General features: G+C 47.6%; 18 protein-coding genes. 10 read left to right on the forward strand and 8 right to left on the reverse strand.

Going from position 1 to position 18,038, the window contains the following annotated elements:
* Nucleotides 1-24: 24 nt before the first annotated feature.
* From TRQ7_RS03650 to murC, 7 genes are read left to right on the forward strand one after another with little or no spacing between them, the layout of a single operon-like run.
* Entirely contained in the window at nt 25-1,497 is a 1,473-nt protein-coding gene (locus TRQ7_RS03650) for a UDP-N-acetylmuramoyl-L-alanyl-D-glutamate--2,6-diaminopimelate ligase (RefSeq protein ID WP_015918944.1), read from the forward strand.
* Nucleotides 1,494-2,777, forward strand: a complete 1,284-nt coding sequence (gene murF / locus TRQ7_RS03655) for a UDP-N-acetylmuramoyl-tripeptide--D-alanyl-D-alanine ligase (protein ID WP_015918945.1) — start codon at nt 1,494-1,496, stop codon at nt 2,775-2,777. The genes TRQ7_RS03650 and murF overlap by 4 nt, the downstream gene beginning before the upstream one ends.
* Nucleotides 2,774-3,682 carry a phospho-N-acetylmuramoyl-pentapeptide-transferase gene (gene mraY / locus TRQ7_RS03660; RefSeq protein WP_015918946.1) on the forward strand — a complete coding sequence of 303 codons (909 nt, stop codon included), beginning with the start codon at nt 2,774-2,776 and terminating at the stop codon, nt 3,680-3,682. The genes murF and mraY overlap by 4 nt, the downstream gene beginning before the upstream one ends.
* Nucleotides 3,679-4,977, forward strand: a complete 1,299-nt coding sequence (gene murD, locus TRQ7_RS03665; protein ID WP_015918947.1) for a UDP-N-acetylmuramoyl-L-alanine--D-glutamate ligase — start codon at nt 3,679-3,681, stop codon at nt 4,975-4,977. The genes mraY and murD overlap by 4 nt, the downstream gene beginning before the upstream one ends.
* Nucleotides 4,974-6,065, forward strand: coding sequence for a putative peptidoglycan glycosyltransferase FtsW (locus TRQ7_RS03670; RefSeq protein WP_041844052.1), 1,092 nt, complete (start codon nt 4,974-4,976; stop codon nt 6,063-6,065). Before murD ends, TRQ7_RS03670 begins: the two co-directional genes overlap by 4 nt.
* The gene (gene murG, locus TRQ7_RS03675; protein WP_015918949.1) at nt 6,062-7,081 is read left to right on the forward strand and encodes an undecaprenyldiphospho-muramoylpentapeptide beta-N-acetylglucosaminyltransferase; all 1,020 of its coding nucleotides are present in this window, start codon (nt 6,062-6,064) and stop codon (nt 7,079-7,081) included. Before TRQ7_RS03670 ends, murG begins: the two co-directional genes overlap by 4 nt.
* On the forward strand, nt 7,078-8,451 hold the full coding sequence (gene murC / locus TRQ7_RS03680) for a UDP-N-acetylmuramate--L-alanine ligase (RefSeq protein ID WP_041844053.1): 1,374 nt from the start codon (nt 7,078-7,080) through the stop codon (nt 8,449-8,451). Before murG ends, murC begins: the two co-directional genes overlap by 4 nt.
* Here murC and TRQ7_RS03685 read toward each other — a convergent pair.
* The 6 genes from TRQ7_RS03685 to TRQ7_RS03710 form a co-directional block, all read right to left on the reverse strand.
* Nucleotides 8,403-8,879: a metallophosphoesterase gene (locus TRQ7_RS03685; protein ID WP_015918951.1), complete on the reverse strand. Its 477-nt coding sequence runs from the start codon at nt 8,877-8,879 to the stop codon at nt 8,403-8,405. The genes murC and TRQ7_RS03685 overlap by 49 nt on opposite strands.
* A gap of 4 nt (nt 8,880-8,883) precedes the next feature.
* On the reverse strand, nt 8,884-9,744 hold the full coding sequence (locus TRQ7_RS03690; protein ID WP_015918952.1) for an AEC family transporter: 861 nt from the start codon (nt 9,742-9,744) through the stop codon (nt 8,884-8,886).
* 58 nt (nt 9,745-9,802) lie between these two features.
* On the reverse strand, nt 9,803-11,440 hold the full coding sequence (gene nuoF / locus TRQ7_RS03695) for an NADH-quinone oxidoreductase subunit NuoF (RefSeq protein ID WP_015918953.1): 1,638 nt from the start codon (nt 11,438-11,440) through the stop codon (nt 9,803-9,805).
* Nucleotides 11,437-11,910 carry an NADH-quinone oxidoreductase subunit NuoE gene (gene nuoE / locus TRQ7_RS03700; protein WP_038066648.1) on the reverse strand — a complete coding sequence of 158 codons (474 nt, stop codon included), beginning with the start codon at nt 11,908-11,910 and terminating at the stop codon, nt 11,437-11,439. The genes nuoF and nuoE overlap by 4 nt, the downstream gene beginning before the upstream one ends.
* 68 nt (nt 11,911-11,978) lie before the next feature.
* The gene (locus TRQ7_RS03705; protein ID WP_038066650.1) at nt 11,979-12,653 is read right to left on the reverse strand and encodes a DUF554 domain-containing protein; all 675 of its coding nucleotides are present in this window, start codon (nt 12,651-12,653) and stop codon (nt 11,979-11,981) included.
* Nucleotides 12,653-13,591, reverse strand: a complete 939-nt coding sequence (locus TRQ7_RS03710) for a D-cysteine desulfhydrase family protein (protein ID WP_041844054.1) — start codon at nt 13,589-13,591, stop codon at nt 12,653-12,655. The genes TRQ7_RS03705 and TRQ7_RS03710 overlap by 1 nt, the downstream gene beginning before the upstream one ends.
* 50 nt (nt 13,592-13,641) lie before the next feature.
* On the opposite strand from TRQ7_RS03710, the gene TRQ7_RS03715 reads away from it, so the two are divergent.
* A complete protein-coding gene (locus TRQ7_RS03715) occupies nt 13,642-14,349 on the forward strand; it encodes a biotin--[acetyl-CoA-carboxylase] ligase (RefSeq protein ID WP_015918957.1) in 708 nt (235 codons plus the stop codon).
* On the opposite strand, the gene TRQ7_RS03720 is transcribed toward TRQ7_RS03715, so the two are convergent.
* Entirely contained in the window at nt 14,318-14,551 is a 234-nt protein-coding gene (locus TRQ7_RS03720; RefSeq protein WP_038066653.1) for a S4 domain-containing protein, read from the reverse strand. The genes TRQ7_RS03715 and TRQ7_RS03720 overlap by 32 nt on opposite strands.
* The gene (gene ecfA2 / locus TRQ7_RS03725) at nt 14,548-15,348 is read right to left on the reverse strand and encodes an energy-coupling factor ABC transporter ATP-binding protein EcfA2 (RefSeq protein ID WP_041437486.1); all 801 of its coding nucleotides are present in this window, start codon (nt 15,346-15,348) and stop codon (nt 14,548-14,550) included. Before ecfA2 ends, TRQ7_RS03720 begins: the two co-directional genes overlap by 4 nt.
* A 76-nt stretch (nt 15,349-15,424) precedes the next feature.
* Between ecfA2 and fliF the strand changes: the two genes are divergently transcribed.
* Nucleotides 15,425-17,026: a flagellar basal-body MS-ring/collar protein FliF gene (fliF, locus tag TRQ7_RS03730; RefSeq protein WP_041844055.1), complete on the forward strand. Its 1,602-nt coding sequence runs from the start codon at nt 15,425-15,427 to the stop codon at nt 17,024-17,026.
* Between the two features lie 4 nt (nt 17,027-17,030).
* The gene (fliG, locus tag TRQ7_RS03735) at nt 17,031-18,038 is read left to right on the forward strand and encodes a flagellar motor switch protein FliG (RefSeq protein ID WP_015918960.1); all 1,008 of its coding nucleotides are present in this window, start codon (nt 17,031-17,033) and stop codon (nt 18,036-18,038) included.

Below are 18,038 nucleotides of genomic sequence, written 5' to 3' on the forward strand. Positions count from 1 at the left end.
AATTCCTTCAGGGGTGGTTCAATAATGACTATATCAACAATCGCTTCGATTTTGAAAGATCAAATTCTGAAGGTCAACGCCCCTATGGATCTGGAAATCTCCGGAATCTCCAACCACACTTCCAGGGTGAAGAAAGGAGATCTTTTCATCTGCAGAAAGGGAGAAAAGTTCGACTCCCATGAGATAATTCCAGAGGTTATCGAAAAGGGAGCCGTGGCCGTTGTGGTGGAAAGAGAAGTGAATTTTGATGCTCCAAGCATCCTGGTCTTCGATTCGAGATATTTTGAAGCAAAGCTGGCGAGCCTGTTCTTCGAGGATCCCTGGAAGGACACTCTCACCTTCGGAATCACGGGCACGAACGGAAAAACGACCACAACGTTGATGATCTATCACATGCTCACATCGATGGGAGTGAAAGGGAGCGCCCTCACCACAGTGTTAAAGAACGTTCTTGGAAAAACCTATTACGAAGACATCACCACTCCCGATGCAATCACCGTTCTCTCCGCAATGAAAGAAAACAAAGACGGTGGAGGAAGGTTCTTTGCCCTTGAAGTGTCTTCCCACGCACTCGTACAGAAGAGAGTGGAGGGTGTGAGGTTCGACGTTGGTATCTTCACCAACATATCACGTGATCATCTGGATTTCCACGGAACTTTCGAAAATTATCTGAAGGCCAAACTCCATCTGTTTGATCTTTTGAAGGACGATGGTTTTGCCGTTCTGAACGAATCTTTGTCCGATGCCCTTCATCGAAGGGTAAGGAAGGTCACTTTCGGCACATCCAGAAATGCAAACTACAGACTGGGGAACATCGAAGTGAGTTGGGAGGGAACATCTTTCGTACTGGAAACACCGGATGGCTTTCTGAAGGTTTTCACAAGAGCCATCGGTGATTTCAACGCGTACAATGCAGCAGCGGCCATAGCCGCCCTTCACCAGCTGGGGTTCGATCCAAAAGAACTCGCCGAATCCCTGGAGAGTTTCACGGGGGTTGAAGGAAGATTTGAGGTCGTGAAGGCAGCAAAAAAATCGGGCTTCAACGTCATCGTTGACTTTGCCCATTCACCGGATGCCCTGGAGAAACTGTTAAAAAACGTCAGAAAGATATCTAAGGGAAGAGTGATCGTTGTGTTCGGGGCGGGGGGAAACAGCGACAGAGGCAAACGCCCCATGATGTCGAGAGTTGTTTCTGAGTTAGCAGATGTGATGATACTGACGACGGACGATCCAAGAGGTGAAGATCCAGAGCAAATAATGGAGGATCTGATAAAAGGGGTGGACAAAAACAAGCCCTATCTTGTGCTCTTCGATAGAAAGGAAGCCATAGAGACAGCCCTCACGATAGCAAACAGGGGGGACACCGTTGTCGTCGCTGGAAGAGGTCATGAAAGATACCAGATAATAGATGACGAAAAGAAGATCCCGTTCCACGATAGAGAGGTGATCGAAGAGATACTGAGAGAAAAGTTAAGGGGGAGGAAGTTCGTCCAGTGAAGGAACTCCTTGGAAGAAGATTCGTTTTGAACTCAAAAGAGGTAAAGGAAGGAGACGTTTTCGTTGCTGTGAAAGGAAAAAGATTCGACGGTCATGATTTCATAGATGAGGCTCTGAAGCGCGGAGCTCATGCTGTCATAGCAGAGAGAGCAGTAGTACACTCGGACAGAATTGTTCTTGTCAAAAACACGGTGGAAACGCTGGCAGAACTTGCCCGCCTGAAATTGAACGACTCTCCGAAAACGATAATTGGAATAACGGGCTCGAACGGAAAAACAACAACGAAGGAAATACTTTACGAACTTCTGAAGAGAAGAAGAAACGTTTTCAAAACCCCCGGCAACATGAACACGGAGTATGGCCTTCCCCTTTCTATACTGAACGAGTACGGTGGAGAGGAGATCCTTGTTCTTGAGATGGCCGCAAACAAAAAAGGAGACATCGCACATCTGTGCAGCATAGCACCTCCCGACGTGGCCGTTTTGCTGAACGTGGGAAGCGCTCATCTGGAATTCTTCAAAAGCAGGGAAAACATCATGGAAGCCAAACTCGAGATCGTAAAACATTCGAAGAAAGACTCCGCTGTCGTCACATTCTTTGACGATGGTGACCTGAGAAAGAAGGTGCCAGTTCTTAGAGAAAACGTGTTGTTCTTTGGAACAAAGGGTGGAGATGTCGTTCTAGAGGACTGGTGGTACTACGAAAACTCCACCATCTCAGAGTACCGGATGTTCGGTTCATCTTTCACGATCAAATTACCGGGATTCTGGAACAGAGGACAACTTCTCAATCTTGCTGCCTCACTCTGTGTCATGAAGGTCCTTGGAGAGAAAGTGGACGTTCTCGAGTTATCCAATCTGAAAGCTGTTCCGGGAAGATTCAACGTGAAGGAAGTGGAGGGAGTGAGGATCATCGACGACACCTACAACGCCAGTCCAGAAGCCTTTCAAATGGCGATAGAAGCGCTTCTCAAATTCCCCGGCAGAAAGTTCGCCGTTGTGGGGGCGATGAAAGAGCTGGGGGAGGAATCGAAAAAATTTCATGAAATGCTAGGAAAACAGCTCGATGCCCTGGACGGTGTGTACGTGTTTTCAACTGAACCCGAGGCAGGGTGGATAAAAACCAGAAAGAAGGTGCTCGAAACAGACAGTGCAGAGGAGATCGCCAGAGATCTCTACACGAGAGTCAGAAAAGGAGATACTGTGCTCTTCAAAGCCTCCAGAGCGGTTAGAATAGAAAGAGTTCTGGAGATCTTCGAAAGGGAGCTGAAAAAAGGATGATAGCAGCAAGTTTTCTTTTGAACCTTCTGATCTATCCGTTCCTGATAAACCTGTTCAGAAAAAAGAGTGTGGGGCAGTACATAAGGAAAGAAGGCCCCGATCTTCATGGGTACAAAGAAGGAACACCAACGATGGGAGGCATTCTGTTCGTCCTGATCGGACTTTTGTTTGGCGTGCTTTCAAAAGAAAATGGTGTGATCCTCACCGGAGCATTTCTGTTCTTTCTCATAGGTTTTCTCGATGATTTTCTCAGCATTGCAAAGAAAAACTCCACCGGTCTAAGAGCATACCAGAAGGCTCTCCTTCAAATTGCCGCTGCTTCCGTTGTGATCGCTTTTTCCCAACCGGAAACGGCTGTCGATTTCTTTGGTATCAAACTGGAAATGGGTGCCTGGTACTACCTACTTGCGCTGATCGTGATCGTGGGAAGTTCGAACGCCATGAACCTGACCGACGGGCTCGATGGTCTTGCGGGATGGGTCTACATCAGTGGAGCCATTCCATACTGGTTCTTTCTCAAAGAGAAGGGTTTTTCAGAAAACATCATCATCCTTCTGAGTGCGGGAGTTCTGGCGTTTCTCATCTTCAACTCTAAACCTGCCAGGATCTTCATGGGTGACACAGGATCCATTGCGCTGGGCGGGACACTGGGTGTCGTCTCCGTTCTCACCAAGACGGAGTTCTACCTGATCGTGTTTTTCCCGATTCTGGTCGTTGAAACACTGAGCGTGATCCTTCAGATTCTGTCCTTCAAACTCTTCAAAAGAAGAATCTTCAGGATGGCACCTCTTCATCATCATTTCGAGCTTCTCAGCTGGGAGGAAGAAAAGATCGTGGCGGTCTTCACCATTTTCAATCTGATTTCTTCTCTGATAGCCCTCGAGGTCTTCGGGGTGATAGGATGAGGATCGGTCTTCTTGGATTCGGAAAGAGCAACAGGGCGCTTCTGGATTATCTTCTGGAAAATGGGGAAGCCGAGATCTTCGTGAGCGAGGAGAAAAGACTCGATGACGATACGAAGAGTTATCTGAGAAAGTGCGGTGTTGATTTTGAGGAGGAAGGCAACACCGAGAAACTCCTGGATTGTGACGTTGTGTACGTCAGTCCCGGTGTGAAACCCCGCTCGGACATTGTCAAAAAACTGCTTGCAGGTGGTGTGAACATATCCACAGAGCTTCAGTTTTTTCTGGACAGAGCGGACAAAGAAAAGGTCATAGGTATCACCGGAACGAACGGAAAGAGTACCTCTGCTGCTTTAATGCACCATGCCCTCTCACATCGAGGATTGAAGGTCTTTCTGGGAGGAAACTTCGGAACACCCGCTGTGGAGGCACTCAGAGAAGATTACGACTATTACGTTCTAGAGGTGAGCAGTTTTCAGCTCTTCTGGTGTGAAAGACCCCGAGTTTCCAGATTTGTACTTTTGAACATATCGGAGGATCATCTGGACTGGCACTCTTCGTTCAAAGAGTATCTCAACTCGAAATTGAAACCCGCTTTCTTTCAGGAAGAGAAGGACACATTCGTGTACAACAAGAACATAGAGACTCTGGAAGACCTGAGCAGAGTGAAACCGAAAAAGATCCCGTTCTGGACAGAGGACACCTTCGTTGAAGAAAACAGATTGGTTCTTCAGGGAAAAAGTTTTCCACTTCCAGGATCCTATCCACTCCAGATGAAGGAGAACATCCTAGCGGTTTCCGTTCTGTATAATGAACTTTTTGGGGATGTGGAAGGATTTCTGGACTCTCTCAGAAGTTTCAAACCCCTTCCTCACAGGATGGAGTTTCTCGGAAAGATAAAGGGAAGATCCTTCTACAACGATTCCAAGGCGACTTCCACTCACGCTGTTCTGGGAGCCCTTTCAAACTTCGACAGAGTCATTTTGATAATGTGTGGTATCGGAAAAAATGAAAACTACTCTGTGTTCATAGAAAGGGCAAGACCAAGAATAAAACATCTGATCGTGTTCGGTGAGATCTACAGAGATCTCAGACCGTTTCTAAGTAATGTTCCTTACAGCATTGTCTCTGATCTGGAAGAAGCGTTTAGAAAGGCACTCGAGGTGTCAGAAGAAGGAGACGTGATCCTGTTCAGTCCAGGCGGTGCCAGTTTCGACATGTACGAAAACTACGCAAAGAGGGGGGAACACTTCAGAGAAATCTTCGAAAGATACAAAAAAGAGGAGGGTGAATCTTGAACGAAAAATCCCTCGTGTTCTTTATCATCGTTCTTCTGTGTGTTGGCTTTATGGCTCTCAGCAGTTTCGAAATGGTGCAGGACTACATAAGACCCACAAGTGAGCGTTCTGTGATCTTGAATCACCTTCTGAAACTGACGGTGGCCCTCGCTTTCTTCGTGGTTTTTCTGTACACCGACCATAGACTTCTCTTTTCAAAACAGGTGATAGTGGGTGGATATATCCTTTCCCTGGTGCTGCTGATGATTGTGCTGATTCTTCCAGGTGGAGAGACAGGAGCACACAGGTGGATCGACCTTGGCTATTTTTCCTTTCAACCTTCCGAACTGGTCAAGATATACACGATCCTCTTTCTGGCATGGTATGTTGAAAAAAACCAACTGTACATGAAGCGTCTGTTCAGGGGATTTCTGAAACCTTTACTTCTGGTGTCTCCGTTTCTCTTTCTCATACTCGTGGAGCCAGATTTCAGCACCTTCGTTTTGCTTCTCCTCACCGTTTTGCTGACCCTCTACGTTGCCGAAACACGCGGTGTATACGTTTTGACGTTCTTCCTTATAGGTGTGATTTCCTTCATCTACATGTACAGAATGGGGATTTTAGACAACATCCTGAGAAGCTATCAGATGCAAAGAATCGTTTCCTATCTGAAAGGAAACGTTTCAGAACAGGTGATGAGAGCCGTTGAGGCGATAAGAAGTGGAGGGGCTGTGGGAAAGGGTCTTGTTCTGGGGGAAGAAAAGCTTTTTGTTCCGGTTGTGACCAGTGATTTCATACTGGCGATAGTTGGAGAAGAACTTGGTTATATCGGCCTTGGTGTGGTTCTCTTCTCCTTCTACGGATTGATACACAGCCTCGTGAAAGTGGTTTCAAGAATGCAGCCTATGCTTTCTGTTAAAACATTCATCTCAGGCTTTGCGATTCTGATCATGCTTCAGGTGATGGTGAACGTCGGTGTTATATCCGGAATCTTTCCTGTGACAGGGGTAACACTTCCACTGGTGAGTTATGGAGGAAGTTCTCTTCTTGCCACGATGATAGGGTTTGGCATAGTCGGTAACATGATCCTGGAGAGTGAAAGAGAATGATACGGGTGGCAGCCGCTGGTGGAGGAACGGGCGGACATCTTTACCCTTTGCTTGCCATACTTGAAACACTCTCCAAAGATGTGGAAACAAAGGTCCTGTTCTTCGCTGTGAAAGGAAAGATAGACGAAAAAGTCGTGAAACAGGAACATCCAGAGTACGAAGTTGTCACTCTGGACGTTAGAGGCCTTTTCAGGCCACTCTACCATCCAAAGAACTTCTGGCGAGCCGCGAAGGTGGTCAACGCGATTTTGAAGGCAAAAAAAGAACTCCTCCGGTTCAAACCCGATGTGATTGTTCTCACCGGTGGATACATTTCAGGAGTTGTGGGGCTTGCGGCAAAAAACATGGGAGTTCCCATCTTCCTGCACGAGCAGAACGTGGTACCCGGCCTTGCGGTGAAAACTGTGGCGAAATACGCCAGAAAGATCTTCGTCTCTTTCGAGAGAACAAGAGAGTTCCTGACAGAGTGGAAGGACAGGGTTCTCTTCACTGGATGTCCTGTGAGAGAAACAAAAGAGGAGGTAGATCTGGAAGACTTTGTCCTTGTTCTTGGTGGAAGTTTGGGGAGTGACCTGATAAACAGTCTGATGGAGGAAGTATATCGCAGGATCTCCTGTATTCGTTTTGTCCACTCTACGGGATCTCGGAGATGGGCAGAAAGGCTCTCTGTGTTTCCGAACGTCACAGCACATCCTTACATAGAAAACATGTCTTCCTTCTGGAAAAAGGCACGCGCGTCCATCTCCAGGGCAGGTGCGAGTACGATAGGTGAGATGATCTACTATGGAGTGCCCGGTGTTCTCATACCCTGGGAAGGCTCGGCAGAGTCACACCAACTTGAAAATGCCCTGGAAGCTGAAAGGCTCGGTTATGCGATCGTTGTGAGGGAAAAGGAGGCCACTCCTCAGAAGATAATTGAGGCTATTGATAAAACAATGAAAAAAGGTAAAATAGAGAAGATGAAGGAAAACCCTGCAACGATAATCTCGAGAGAAATACTGGGGGAGATAAGGTGAAAATTCACTTTGTTGGTATCGGTGGAATCGGAATGAGCGCACTGGCACTGCATGAATTTTTCAGTGGCAATGAAGTTTATGGTTCCAACATAGAGGAAACAGAAAGAACCACGTATCTAAAAAAGTTGAAAATACCCGTTTTCATCCCTCACTCTGAGGAGAACTGGTTCGACCCGGATGTCCTGGTCAAAACACCGGCCGTTCACGAAGACAATCCTGAGATAATCCGCGCAAGGAAAGAGAACGTACCGGTTGAAAACAGGCTTTCTTACTTCAAAGTGATCCTCAAGCGGGAAAACAGGGAAGAATTTGCCGTCACAGGAACGGATGGGAAAACCACCACAACGGCCATGATCGCCCACGTTTTGAAAGAACTGAACAGATCTCCTACGGTGTTCCTCGGAGGGATCATGGATTCACTGGAACACGGTAACTATGAAAGTGGAAAAGGACCAGTTGTGTACGAACTCGACGAGAGCGAAGAGACCTTTTCGGAATTTTCCCCGAACTATCTGATCATCACAAACGCCAGAGGAGACCACCTGGAAAACTACGCAAACTCGATCTCAAGGTACAGAGCCGCATTTGAAAGAATCAGCAGAAACTCAGATCTTGTGATCACCTTCGCCGAAGACGAACTCACCTCGCATCTCGGCAACGTGACTTTCGGTGTGAGAAAGGGAATGTACACACTGGAGATGAGGAGTGCGTCCCGCTCCGGGCAGCGGGCAATCATCGAAAAAAACAGAAAAAGATACGCAGAACTGAAACTCAGGATTCCAGGTTTTCACAACATACTGAACGCTCTGGCGGTGACGGCCCTCTTTGATTCTCTGGGATACGACCTGGAAGAAGTTCTGAAAGCCCTGGAGAGGTTTCCAGGTGTTCGAAGGAGATTTTCGATATCCTACCACGATCCGGAGAACAACATATACGTGGTCGATGACTATGCGCACACCCCGGAGGAGATAAAAAATCTCCTTCAAACGGCAAAAGAAGTCTTCGAAAACGAAAAGGTCGTGGTGATCTTTCAGCCCCATCGTTATTCACGTCTGGAAAGGGAAGATGGAAACTTCGCAAGAGCACTTCAGCTGGCAGACGAGGTGATAGTGACAGAAGTCTACGATGCGTTCGAAGAGAAAAGACCCAACGTCTCCGGGAAGATCATCTGGGACTCTCTAATGAATCTTGGTAAAGAAGCGAAATTTGTGGATGACCTTTCTCGGCTGAACAGCGTTATCGTTCCCAGAGACAACACCGTGTTTTTGTTCGTTGGAGCAGGAGATATCATTCACTACTCAAAGAAGTTTGTGGAGACGCTTCAGAGCTCCACCAACTCTCCTTCACGCGTTTCTGGATCGAAAAGGTAAACGGTCGATCTTCCGGTGAGATATCCACACAGCTCTCCTGGATTGATAACCAGGGTTTTTCCCACTTTCCTCACATCGATTCGATGGGTGTGACCGTAGAGCACCAGATCGTACTCCTGGGAATTTGCAATGGTTTCTATCAGAATGGGTTCGTGCATCATCACCACCTTCAGACCATCTGCTTCGACAACAGAGGGTGGCTTCACTATCCTTCCATCGCTTCTTCTGTGAAGGAGCAGAACTTCTCCATCGTTGTTTCCAAACACCCCGTGAAATTCCACTCCTTCTTTCAGAAGTTTTCCCAGAACGAAGGGTGCCACGAAATCTCCGCAGTGAAATACCCTCTTCACCTTTTTCTCAACGATCAGGTTCTCAACCCTTTCCAGAACCTTCATGTTATCGTGAGAGTCACTCAAAATCAACCACATAACCTCACCCCCAGAAACGATCTGTCAGCAAGATGATAGCCGATGAAACGATTGTGGAAAAGGTGATCAACCCACTCGCCAGTTCGGAATCGTAGTCCTTCTCTATAGAATAGACAAGGGTCATAATGGCAGATGGAAGAAGCGGAGAAAGAAACAGGTTCATCTTTTCAAACGATGAGAGTGTAAACATCCTTACCGCAAAAAAAGACACGATGAATCCCAGAAGATACTTCACAACACCCGCCACCGCTATCAACCGGGCCTTCCTGAAGACCGATTTGAAACTCAGGTAATATCCAACAAGGAAGAAAACCAGAAAAGCGTTGGCGTTCTTTATTGTCTGTGCAACTTTGAGGACTATCCCTGGAGGATAAAATCCAAACTGGTTGAGAATCAAACTCAACATAAGAACAAGAAAGGGCGGAAACTCAAAGACTTTCAGAACTCCCTTCACACCTGATCTCTCCGCCACTGCTTTGCCCACCCCGAATATGAAAAAAGAGTTTCCCAGATCGAAGAGAGCGTAATTCACAACGGAATCGACTCCCCAAAGGCTTTCGGCCAGAGGGTACATGAACAAACCTGTGTTGAACCCCACAAAAGATAAAACGATGGGAATCCTCACTCTCGGATCCTCTATTCTTGAAAAGACGAGCAATGCAACCGAAATCAAAACCAGATTGCTCAGCACCCCAGTCGCTGTGAAGGCAAACTTGGAAAAGTGAAATCGCGCGGTGGTCAGGCTGTAAAAGACGGCCGCCGGCAGGGTAAAGTTCACCACCAGCTTTGACAGGATCTTTCCCGTTTCTTTCTCGAAGAATCTCTTCGTCAGGTACCCAATCAGTATCACGATTGGAAATTCCATTCACTGCACCCCTGGTAGAATTTTATCAAACAGAAAGGGCGCCCTCTTGGCGCCCTCTTTATCTGTTCTTGACACTTATCTTTCTTGTGGCTTTTTTCTTTTTGAATTCACAAACGCCCGCGGGACACTCTTTAGATTCAATGTGGGCTCTGAACTCGTCTTCGAAATTGTTGACGATCGAAAGCAACGGTACCGGGATGCTCTGGCCAAGCCCACAGAACGATGTTTCACCCGCGTTCTCTGCCACTTTTCTGAGAAGATCCAGATCCTCTTTCCTTCCCTCTCCCCTGCTTATTCTCTCGAGAATTTCAACGGCGATCCTCGTGCCTTCTCTGCATGGTGTGCACTTACCACAGGATTCGTGCTCAAAGAATCTCATGACGGTAAGTGCGAGATCCACCGCACAGTGTGACTCGTCCGCAACGAGTATGACACCAGAACCAAGAGAAACACCGTACTTTGCGTACGAATCGAAATCCAGTGGTACGTCGAGTTTGTCAGGACCTATGAACGTTCCCGCACTTCCTCCTGTTTGGACCAGTTTCAACCTCTTTCCTTTCTCCACACCTCCACCGAATTTGAAGATTAAATCCCTGACCGTTACACCCATGGGTACCTCCACAATCCCCTTCCTCACCACGTTCCCCACAAGTGAAAAGACCTTGGTGCCGGGCGACGATTCTGTGCCGAACTTCCTGAACCAGTCCGCTCCGTTCAGGATGATCCTTGGAACGTTCACGAAGGTTTCGACGTTGTTCACGACTGTGGGTTTTCCAAAAAGGCCAAAAGTCGGTGGATATGGAGGCTTCAGTCTGGGACGTGCGGGCTTTCCCTCTATGGACTCTATCAGCGCGGTTTCCTCACCCGCCACGTAGGCACCGGCACCGAGTCTGATCTTCAGATCAAAAGAAAAGCCTGTTCCAAGGATGTTTTCACCCAAAAATCCATATTCGTAAGCCTGCTCTATCGCCCTCTTCAGGATCTCGATGGAACTGTAGTACTCTCCCCTGATGTATATGTATCCCTTTCTCGCTCCAACTGCATAACCTGCTATGATCATGCCCTCTATCAGAGAATGCGGGTCTCCTTCCATTATGAGCCTGTCCTTGAAGGTGCCGGGTTCTCCCTCGTCCGCGTTACAGAGAACGTACTTCTGATCGGAAGAAGCCTTGTAGGTGAACTCCCACTTCAGGCCCGTTGGAAAGCCTGCACCACCCCTTCCTCTGAGACCACTCCGCTTTATCTCTTCTATTATCTCCTCCGGTTTCATCTGAAGTGCCTTCGCGAGGGCAAAGTATCCGTCCCTTGCTATGTACTCTTCTATGCGTGTGGGATCTATTTCTCCCACGTTCTTCAGGACGATACGTGTTTCTTCCGATACCCTTTCTACCTCCACCGTTCCCTTTATCTGATCTCTCGATATTTCAAGATCCGGAATTCTTCTTCCCTTCAATATGTGTTCTTCGAAGATCCTCTTCACATCGTTTTCACTCTTCACAACGTAGTAGACATCATCCGGAAGAATGGAAACGATCACACCCTCAGGATAAACTCCCATGCTTCCCGTTTCCAGCACATCCACAAAATCCGATAGATTGTGATCTCTGACCAGATCTCTCAGGTAATTGAGAAAGTGACGCGCCCCCATCAGAACACTGTTGGAGTCCACCGAAACGAGAACGGTGATCGGTTTCATTTTTCCTCACCTCTCAATCTGTTTATGAGGTTCTTCACTTTCTCCGGTGTCATGTTTCCGTAGTACTCGTCGTTCACCATGATCACAGGTGCCACACCGCAAAGCCCCAGACAACTCGTCATCTCTAAGGTGAACATGTTGTCTGGGGTGGTCTGACCGAAGTCTATTTTCAGGGTCTCTTTCAGCGCTTTCACCACTTCCCTTCCGTTTTCCACGTGACACGGAAGACTCTCGCACACCCTGATCACGTACTTTCCCTTCGGCTTCGTGGAGAACATCGTGTAGAAGGTGAGCACCTCGTAAACCTTTGAGAGGGGAACGTTGAGCTCTTCCGAAACGATTTCGGCTGCTTCGGGTGGTATGAAGTTTTCGAAGCGTTTCTGGATCTCGTGAAGGGTGTTTATCAGGATATCCCTCTCCTCTGCCGATTCTTTCGCCTTCCGAATGATCTCAACTATTGCTTCCCTCATGTACCTTCCCCCTTCGTCAAAAATTTCACAATTATTCATAGAAAATTATACCACTTCTAGCCGCACATTCAGAAAAGGTTCTTCAACCAGTCAAAGAATGGTATCAGAACGAGCGCCGGAAGGAGATTTCCCACCCTCACTCTTTTCAATTCGAGGATCCTTATTCCAAGGCCCAGTATCATGATTCCTCCTGTTCCAACGAAATCGGCTATGAAGACGTCACCGGTGAGGAAAGTGAGACTTCGTGCAAAGACAACCAGCAACCCCTGAACAATGAACACGGAAAAAGCAGACAGAAATACCCCCGATCCCAGGGTTGCCGTGAGTACAACGGCAGAAACGGTATCGAGGACCGTCTTTATGAGTATCAACTCGGCGTTTCCAGAGACCCCTATGTTTATGGAACCAATGATCGTCATCGGACCAACAAGGAAAAGCAAAGAAGACGCAAGGAAACTCTCCGCAAATCCGTGAGAATCTTTGAATCTTCTGCCGAGGTTCTCTATTCTGTCCTCGATCTTCAGAAGCTCTCCAATAACTCCTCCAGCGACGAGCGAGAGCAGTATCAACAGAAAGTCGTTTCCCTGGATGATCATGCGCACACCTATTCCCAGGGTGGTGAGCCCAATCACCGTGAAAAGGATTTCGTGGAGCTTTTGTGGGATCTTCTTCTTGAATATGGCGCCGATGAAGGCACCAAGAAGTACTCCAAGAGAGTTCAGGATGACGGCATAGTGGAACATCATACCAGCCTCCCGCTCTGCGCGAACACGCCGAATATTCCTCCTGTGTGGACGAATAAAATCCTCTTTCCAGAAGACCTGAACATCTCCAGTGTTCCTCTGAAGGCCTTCGAGGTGTAAACCGGGTCAAGAACGATCGCTTCTTTCGTTGCGATCTCCTTTATAACGTTCACATCTTCATCGGAAGGAACGGCATAGGCAGGCCCTCTGAACGAATCCACTATCTCGAACCTGGGTTCTTTCGCCTCCACGCCGAGTTTCCCCATATCCTTAACGATCTTCTTCACCTTTTCAACGAAGTAATCTGCATTTTTCGTTGTGACGTTCACACCGATCACCGGTACACGATAGCCCAGGAAGGAAAGAGCTGCCGAGATTCCCGCTATTGTTCCACCGCTTCCCACAGCACAGACGATGGCCTCGAACGATTCCACATCGATCTGATCCTTCAACTCCATCACCATGTTGAAATAACCAAGAGCGCCCAGGGCGTTCGATCCTCCTTCTGGTATGATGTAGACTTTTTCTCCCCTTTTTTCTTTCTCTTTTTTGTACTCCAAAAAGATCTCGTCGATGTTCTCGTATTCCTCGGAAGATACTTCCACAATTTCTGCTCCAAAGAGCATATCCAGCAGGAGATTTCCGTTCAAAACTTTTTCACCTTTTCTGAGGAACAGAACGGGTTTTAGCCCGAGTTTTCTGGAAACGTACGCAGTTGCCCTGGCATGGTTCGATTGAAGACCTCCACTGGTGAAAATCGTCGTTGCCCCCTGTTTCAGAGCATCTCCCATCAGGTATTCAAGTTTTCTGATCTTGTTTCCAGAACCGAGAAGCTCTGTGAGATCGTCTCTTTTGATGTAGAGATCGAATCCGTACTCCGCCGAGACTTTTCTCAGAAATTGAACGGGAGTTGGTTTGATGGCAAGGTCGATTCTCACAACCACCCCTCCTTTCGTTTGTTAGAATTGTAGCACGGAGGGATGTCGAAATGATCGGAGAGAAGATCATCTCGTTTGAAACGATAGATTCCACGAACCAATTTTTGAAAGAACATTTCTCGAAGTATCCCAGTGGAACGGTAGTAGTTGCTCTGGAGCAAACATCGGGATACGGCAGAAACAAAAGAAGATGGTATTCGGCAAGGGGTGGTCTGTGGTTTTCCGTACTATTCAAGCCAAGAAAACAGGTAGACACAACCTTCTATACCAGGGTATTTTCCGTTGCCATTGTGAAGGCACTGGAGACCTTCAAAGTTCATGCGGACATAAAATGGCCAAACGACATTTACGTACGCGGCAGAAAACTCGCAGGAATTCTTACAGAGGGGATCTTCGAAGGGAAAAAGCCGCTGGCGTTAATTGTAGGAGTGGGCATGAACGTGAACAACGAAATTCCAGACGAACTGAAAACGAGGGCGATCAGTCTGAAGGAAATCCTCGGCAGGGAAATACCTCTGATGAAACTACTGGAATTGATACTGAAAAATGCCCGGGTGCTTTTTAGAAGATACACCAAGAAAAAAGAAGCATTGACGAGGATCTGGAAAAGGCATTTGCTCCAGAAGGAAGGAGACATCGTTACCTTTTCAGAAAACAACCAGGAAAAGATTGGAAAGATCCTGAAAATCTTGCCGGATCATCTGCTCGTTGAAACCGATGAAGGTGTCAGGAAGGTCTATTCACTCTCTCCTCACTGAGAATCTCGTACCCTCCGTTTCCCACCACTCTCAGTTTCACCTTCTTTGTGGGAAGAAACACCTCCACCACATCACCGTCTTTCACCTCGTAAGAGGCTTTGGCCGGTCTTCCATTCACCAGGACCTTCTGTCCCTTCAAGAGTTTTTGCGCGACGGTCCTTCTCTTCACAACCGAGATCTTCAGGAACACATCCAGCCTCATATCCGATACACCCTGTCTATCAACTCTTCATCTCCCATCGAAAAAGGATCTTCACCTGATAGAAGGAGTCTTCTCATCGTCCTCAACCTGGTCGTGAGGTAATGAACATCGATTTCTCTCAAAAAATCTTCCCTTGAACCGTCGAAGATCTTTCTTCCATTTTCCAGAAACACTACACGATCCACGTGCTTTATCACCGTCTCTATGTCGTGCGAGATGATGACAACCGTTCTTTTAAGTTTCTTCCATTTCTCTATCACCCTCAAAAGATCGCCCTTGCCTTCCCTGTCGAGTCCCACAAGCGGTTCATCAAGCATTAGAACGTCCGGCTCGTGCACGATCACAGAGGCAATGGCGACTCTCCTCTTTTCACCTCCGGATAGAAAGAAAGGAACTCTATCTTTGAACTCATCGAAGTTCAACCCAACAAATTCCATCGCTCTCTTCACGAAAGGAACGGGATCTTCATCGGGGTAAAAGTTCCGCACAGCGAAAGCGATCTCATCGAAAACAGTTTCTGCGAAGAACTGATCTTCCGGATACTGGAACGCTATGCCAATGTGTTTTCTCACCTCGTAACCCTTTCTCTGTCTTCCATCGTACAGCACCTGTCCACCGGTAGGTTCTATCAAACCCGCAATGATCTGAAGGAGGGTGGATTTTCCAGATCCGGTGTTTCCAGCAACGAGGAGACACTCTCCCTCCTCGATCGTAAGATCGATATCTCTGAGTGCGATTCTTTCCAGAGGGGTTCCACGGTAAAAGATATGGGTGACGTTGACGACCTCGATCTTCATGTTGAAAATTATAACAAAGACCGGCCGTCTCTTCAGCCACATACGTGGTAAAATTTAACGAGAGGTGAACAGAAGGATGAATCTTTTCGAGCAAATCAAAAATCTCTGGAAGAAGATCTTCGATTTATGGAACTCCATGCCGCGGGAAAGAAGATTTCTGGTAGGGGGCATCGCAGCGGCCCTCATAATATCGATCGTTCTCTTTGCAATAATAGCCGCCACCCCACACTACAGACTCCTTGTTGCCGGCCTCAGCGAAGAAGAGGCGGGAACGATCATTCAGAAACTCGAAGAGATGAACATTCCCTACAAAGTCTCCCCGGGTGGAGACATTTACGTCTCCGACAAATACAACGTCTACGAGTTGAGAATGAAACTCGCTTCCGAGGGAATACTTGGAGGAACAAGACAGGGTTTCTCCATACTCAGCGAAAACTCGTTCGGGGCCACCAGTTTTGACAAACAGGTGAAATACCAGATCGCTCTACAGCAGGAACTTGAAAGAAGCATCATGACCATCAGGGGAGTCAAAGACGCCCGGGTCCACCTGGTCCTGCCGAAGTACACCTATTACGTCCGCGGAGAGATGGCTGAACCACGTGCCTCCGTCCTCGTTGTGCTGGAACCCGGTGCTGAGCTCACACGAGAGCAAGTAAGAGGAATCGTTGAACTCGTCTCGGGAGCCGTTGAGGGGTTGAAACCAGAAAACGTGAGAGTGGTGGACAACTACTCCAGATCGCTCAGTGATATGCTGGAAAGTGATGAAGAAACCTTTCTGGCATCCAGTAAACTGGAGTTGAAACAACAACTTGAGAAATACTACGAAAACAAGTTGAAGAAGGCCCTTGAGAGTGTTTTTGGCCCAGGAAGGGTAGAGGTGATTCCCGATGTTTCCCTGAACTGGACGAAGATAGAAACAGAAATGAAAAGGTACGAAGCACCGGCCAGAAGAGAAGGACTGGTCAGAAGTCAGGAGACAGAGACCGAAAGAAGTCAAAATCTGCCTGTCAGCGGTGGTGAAGTGGGAACGGAGTCGAACATACCTCCACTCAGCTATCCATCCGTAAGTGGCGAAGGAACGAGCACATACGAGAGAACCCACACCATCACCAATTACGAGCTGAACGAGATCTATCAGAAGATTCTTCAAAACCACGAAGGAGAGATATCATCTCTTTCTGTTGCTGTCATAATCGACGCTTCCTCCACAGTTCTTCAAAGCAACAACAACTGGAACGATGTCATAAACGATCTGGTGGAGAAAGGGATCGGTTCTGTCACCTCTTCCGCTTCTTTGAGCGTTGCGGTGGCGTTTCTGCCTTTCGACAGAACAATTGAAAGAACCCTGCAGAGGGAACTGGAGCAGATTCAGGCAAGAAAGAGGTTCACCATGTACTCGCTTGGAATCGCTATCCTTGGTTTTCTCACCTTTTTGCTCATGTACATCCTGATAGTACAGATCCGAAGAATCAGGGCCAGAAAACTGGCAGAAGAAAGAAGAAGAAAGCTCGAAGAAGAGATAAAGGAAGTCCTCCAGGAAGAGATGAAAGAAGAAAAAGAACTCTCACCCGAAGAGAAGGAACTGATGGAACTCATAGAAGAATTGGAGAACATTTTCAGCCGATCACCCGCCGATATCGCTGAGATAGTCCGTCTGTGGTTCTTCGAGAGGGGATGATATCATGCCCGAAAGAAAACTGGATGGGAAGAGAAAGGCAGCCGTTCTTCTGGTGGCGCTTGGTCCGGAGAAAGCCGCTCAGGTGATGAAACATCTTGATGAGGAAACGGTAGAACAGTTAGTGGTGGAAATAGCAAACATAGGTAAAGTCTCCCAGGAAGAAAAGAAACAGGTGTTAGAGGAGTTTCTGAATCTTGCCAAGGCAAAGGAGATGATCTCAGAGGGTGGTATAGAGTACGCAAAGAGAGTGCTGGAAAAAGCGTTCGGACCAGAAAAGGCCCGAAAAATCATAGAAAGACTGACTGCCTCCCTTCAGGTGAAGCCCTTCAGTTTCATAAAGGACACGGATCCTGTCCAACTTGTGAACTTTCTTCAGGGAGAACACCCTCAGACCATAGCGGTCGTTCTGAGCTATCTTGATCCACCAGTCGCTGCCCAGATACTGGGAGCCCTCCCGGAGAATCTGCAGAGTGAGGTTTTGAAGAGAATCGCCCTTCTTGAGAGAACCTCACCGGAGGTTGTGAAGGAGATCGAGAAAAACCTCGAGAAGAAAATATCCGGATTTGTGAGCCAGACTTTCAGCAAGGTGGGAGGGGTGGACACCGCCGCTGAGATCATGAACAACATAGACAGAAGCACGGAGAAGAAGATCATGGACAAACTGGCTCAGGAAGACCCCGAACTCGCCGACGAGATAAGAAGGAGGATGTTCGTGTTCGAAGATATCCTCAAACTCGATGACAGATCGATCCAGCTTGTCCTGAGAGAAGTCGACACGCGGGATCTGGCTCTCGCCCTGAAGGGTGCCTCAGACGAGTTGAAGGAGAAGATCTTCAGAAACATGTCCAAGAGGGCAGCCGCATTGCTCAAAGACGAACTGGAATACATGGGCCCCGTGAGGATAAAAGACGTCGAAGAAGCCCAGCAAAAGATCATAAACGTGATCAGAAGACTCGAAGAGGCAGGAGAAATCGTAATAGCAAGGGGCGGTGGAGAGGAGTTGATCATGTAG

Origin of the sequence: Thermotoga sp. RQ7 (genome assembly GCF_000832145.1) — a bacterium.
Taxonomy (GTDB): Bacteria; Thermotogota; Thermotogae; order Thermotogales; family Thermotogaceae; genus Thermotoga; species Thermotoga neapolitana.

What these genes read in the sequence shown, in the direction of transcription:
- TRQ7_RS03650 (WP_015918944.1), top strand. Translation starts at nt 25, where the DNA reads ATGACTATATCAACAATCGCTTCGATTTTGAAAGATCAAATTCTGAAG.
- mraY (WP_015918946.1), top strand. Translation starts at nt 2,774, where the DNA reads ATGATAGCAGCAAGTTTTCTTTTGAACCTTCTGATCTATCCGTTCCTG.
- murD (WP_015918947.1), top strand. Translation starts at nt 3,679, where the DNA reads ATGAGGATCGGTCTTCTTGGATTCGGAAAGAGCAACAGGGCGCTTCTG.
- murG (WP_015918949.1), top strand. Translation starts at nt 6,062, where the DNA reads ATGATACGGGTGGCAGCCGCTGGTGGAGGAACGGGCGGACATCTTTAC.
- TRQ7_RS03685 (WP_015918951.1), bottom strand. Translation starts at nt 8,879, where the DNA reads ATGTGGTTGATTTTGAGTGACTCTCACGATAACATGAAGGTTCTGGAA.
- TRQ7_RS03690 (WP_015918952.1), bottom strand. Translation starts at nt 9,744, where the DNA reads ATGGAATTTCCAATCGTGATACTGATTGGGTACCTGACGAAGAGATTC.
- nuoF (WP_015918953.1), bottom strand. Translation starts at nt 11,440, where the DNA reads ATGAAACCGATCACCGTTCTCGTTTCGGTGGACTCCAACAGTGTTCTG.
- nuoE (WP_038066648.1), bottom strand. Translation starts at nt 11,910, where the DNA reads ATGAGGGAAGCAATAGTTGAGATCATTCGGAAGGCGAAAGAATCGGCA.
- TRQ7_RS03705 (WP_038066650.1), bottom strand. Translation starts at nt 12,653, where the DNA reads ATGTTCCACTATGCCGTCATCCTGAACTCTCTTGGAGTACTTCTTGGT.
- TRQ7_RS03715 (WP_015918957.1), top strand. Translation starts at nt 13,642, where the DNA reads ATGATCGGAGAGAAGATCATCTCGTTTGAAACGATAGATTCCACGAAC.
- TRQ7_RS03720 (WP_038066653.1), bottom strand. Translation starts at nt 14,551, where the DNA reads ATGAGGCTGGATGTGTTCCTGAAGATCTCGGTTGTGAAGAGAAGGACC.
- ecfA2 (WP_041437486.1), bottom strand. Translation starts at nt 15,348, where the DNA reads ATGAAGATCGAGGTCGTCAACGTCACCCATATCTTTTACCGTGGAACC.
- fliF (WP_041844055.1), top strand. Translation starts at nt 15,425, where the DNA reads ATGAATCTTTTCGAGCAAATCAAAAATCTCTGGAAGAAGATCTTCGAT.
- fliG (WP_015918960.1), top strand. Translation starts at nt 17,031, where the DNA reads ATGCCCGAAAGAAAACTGGATGGGAAGAGAAAGGCAGCCGTTCTTCTG.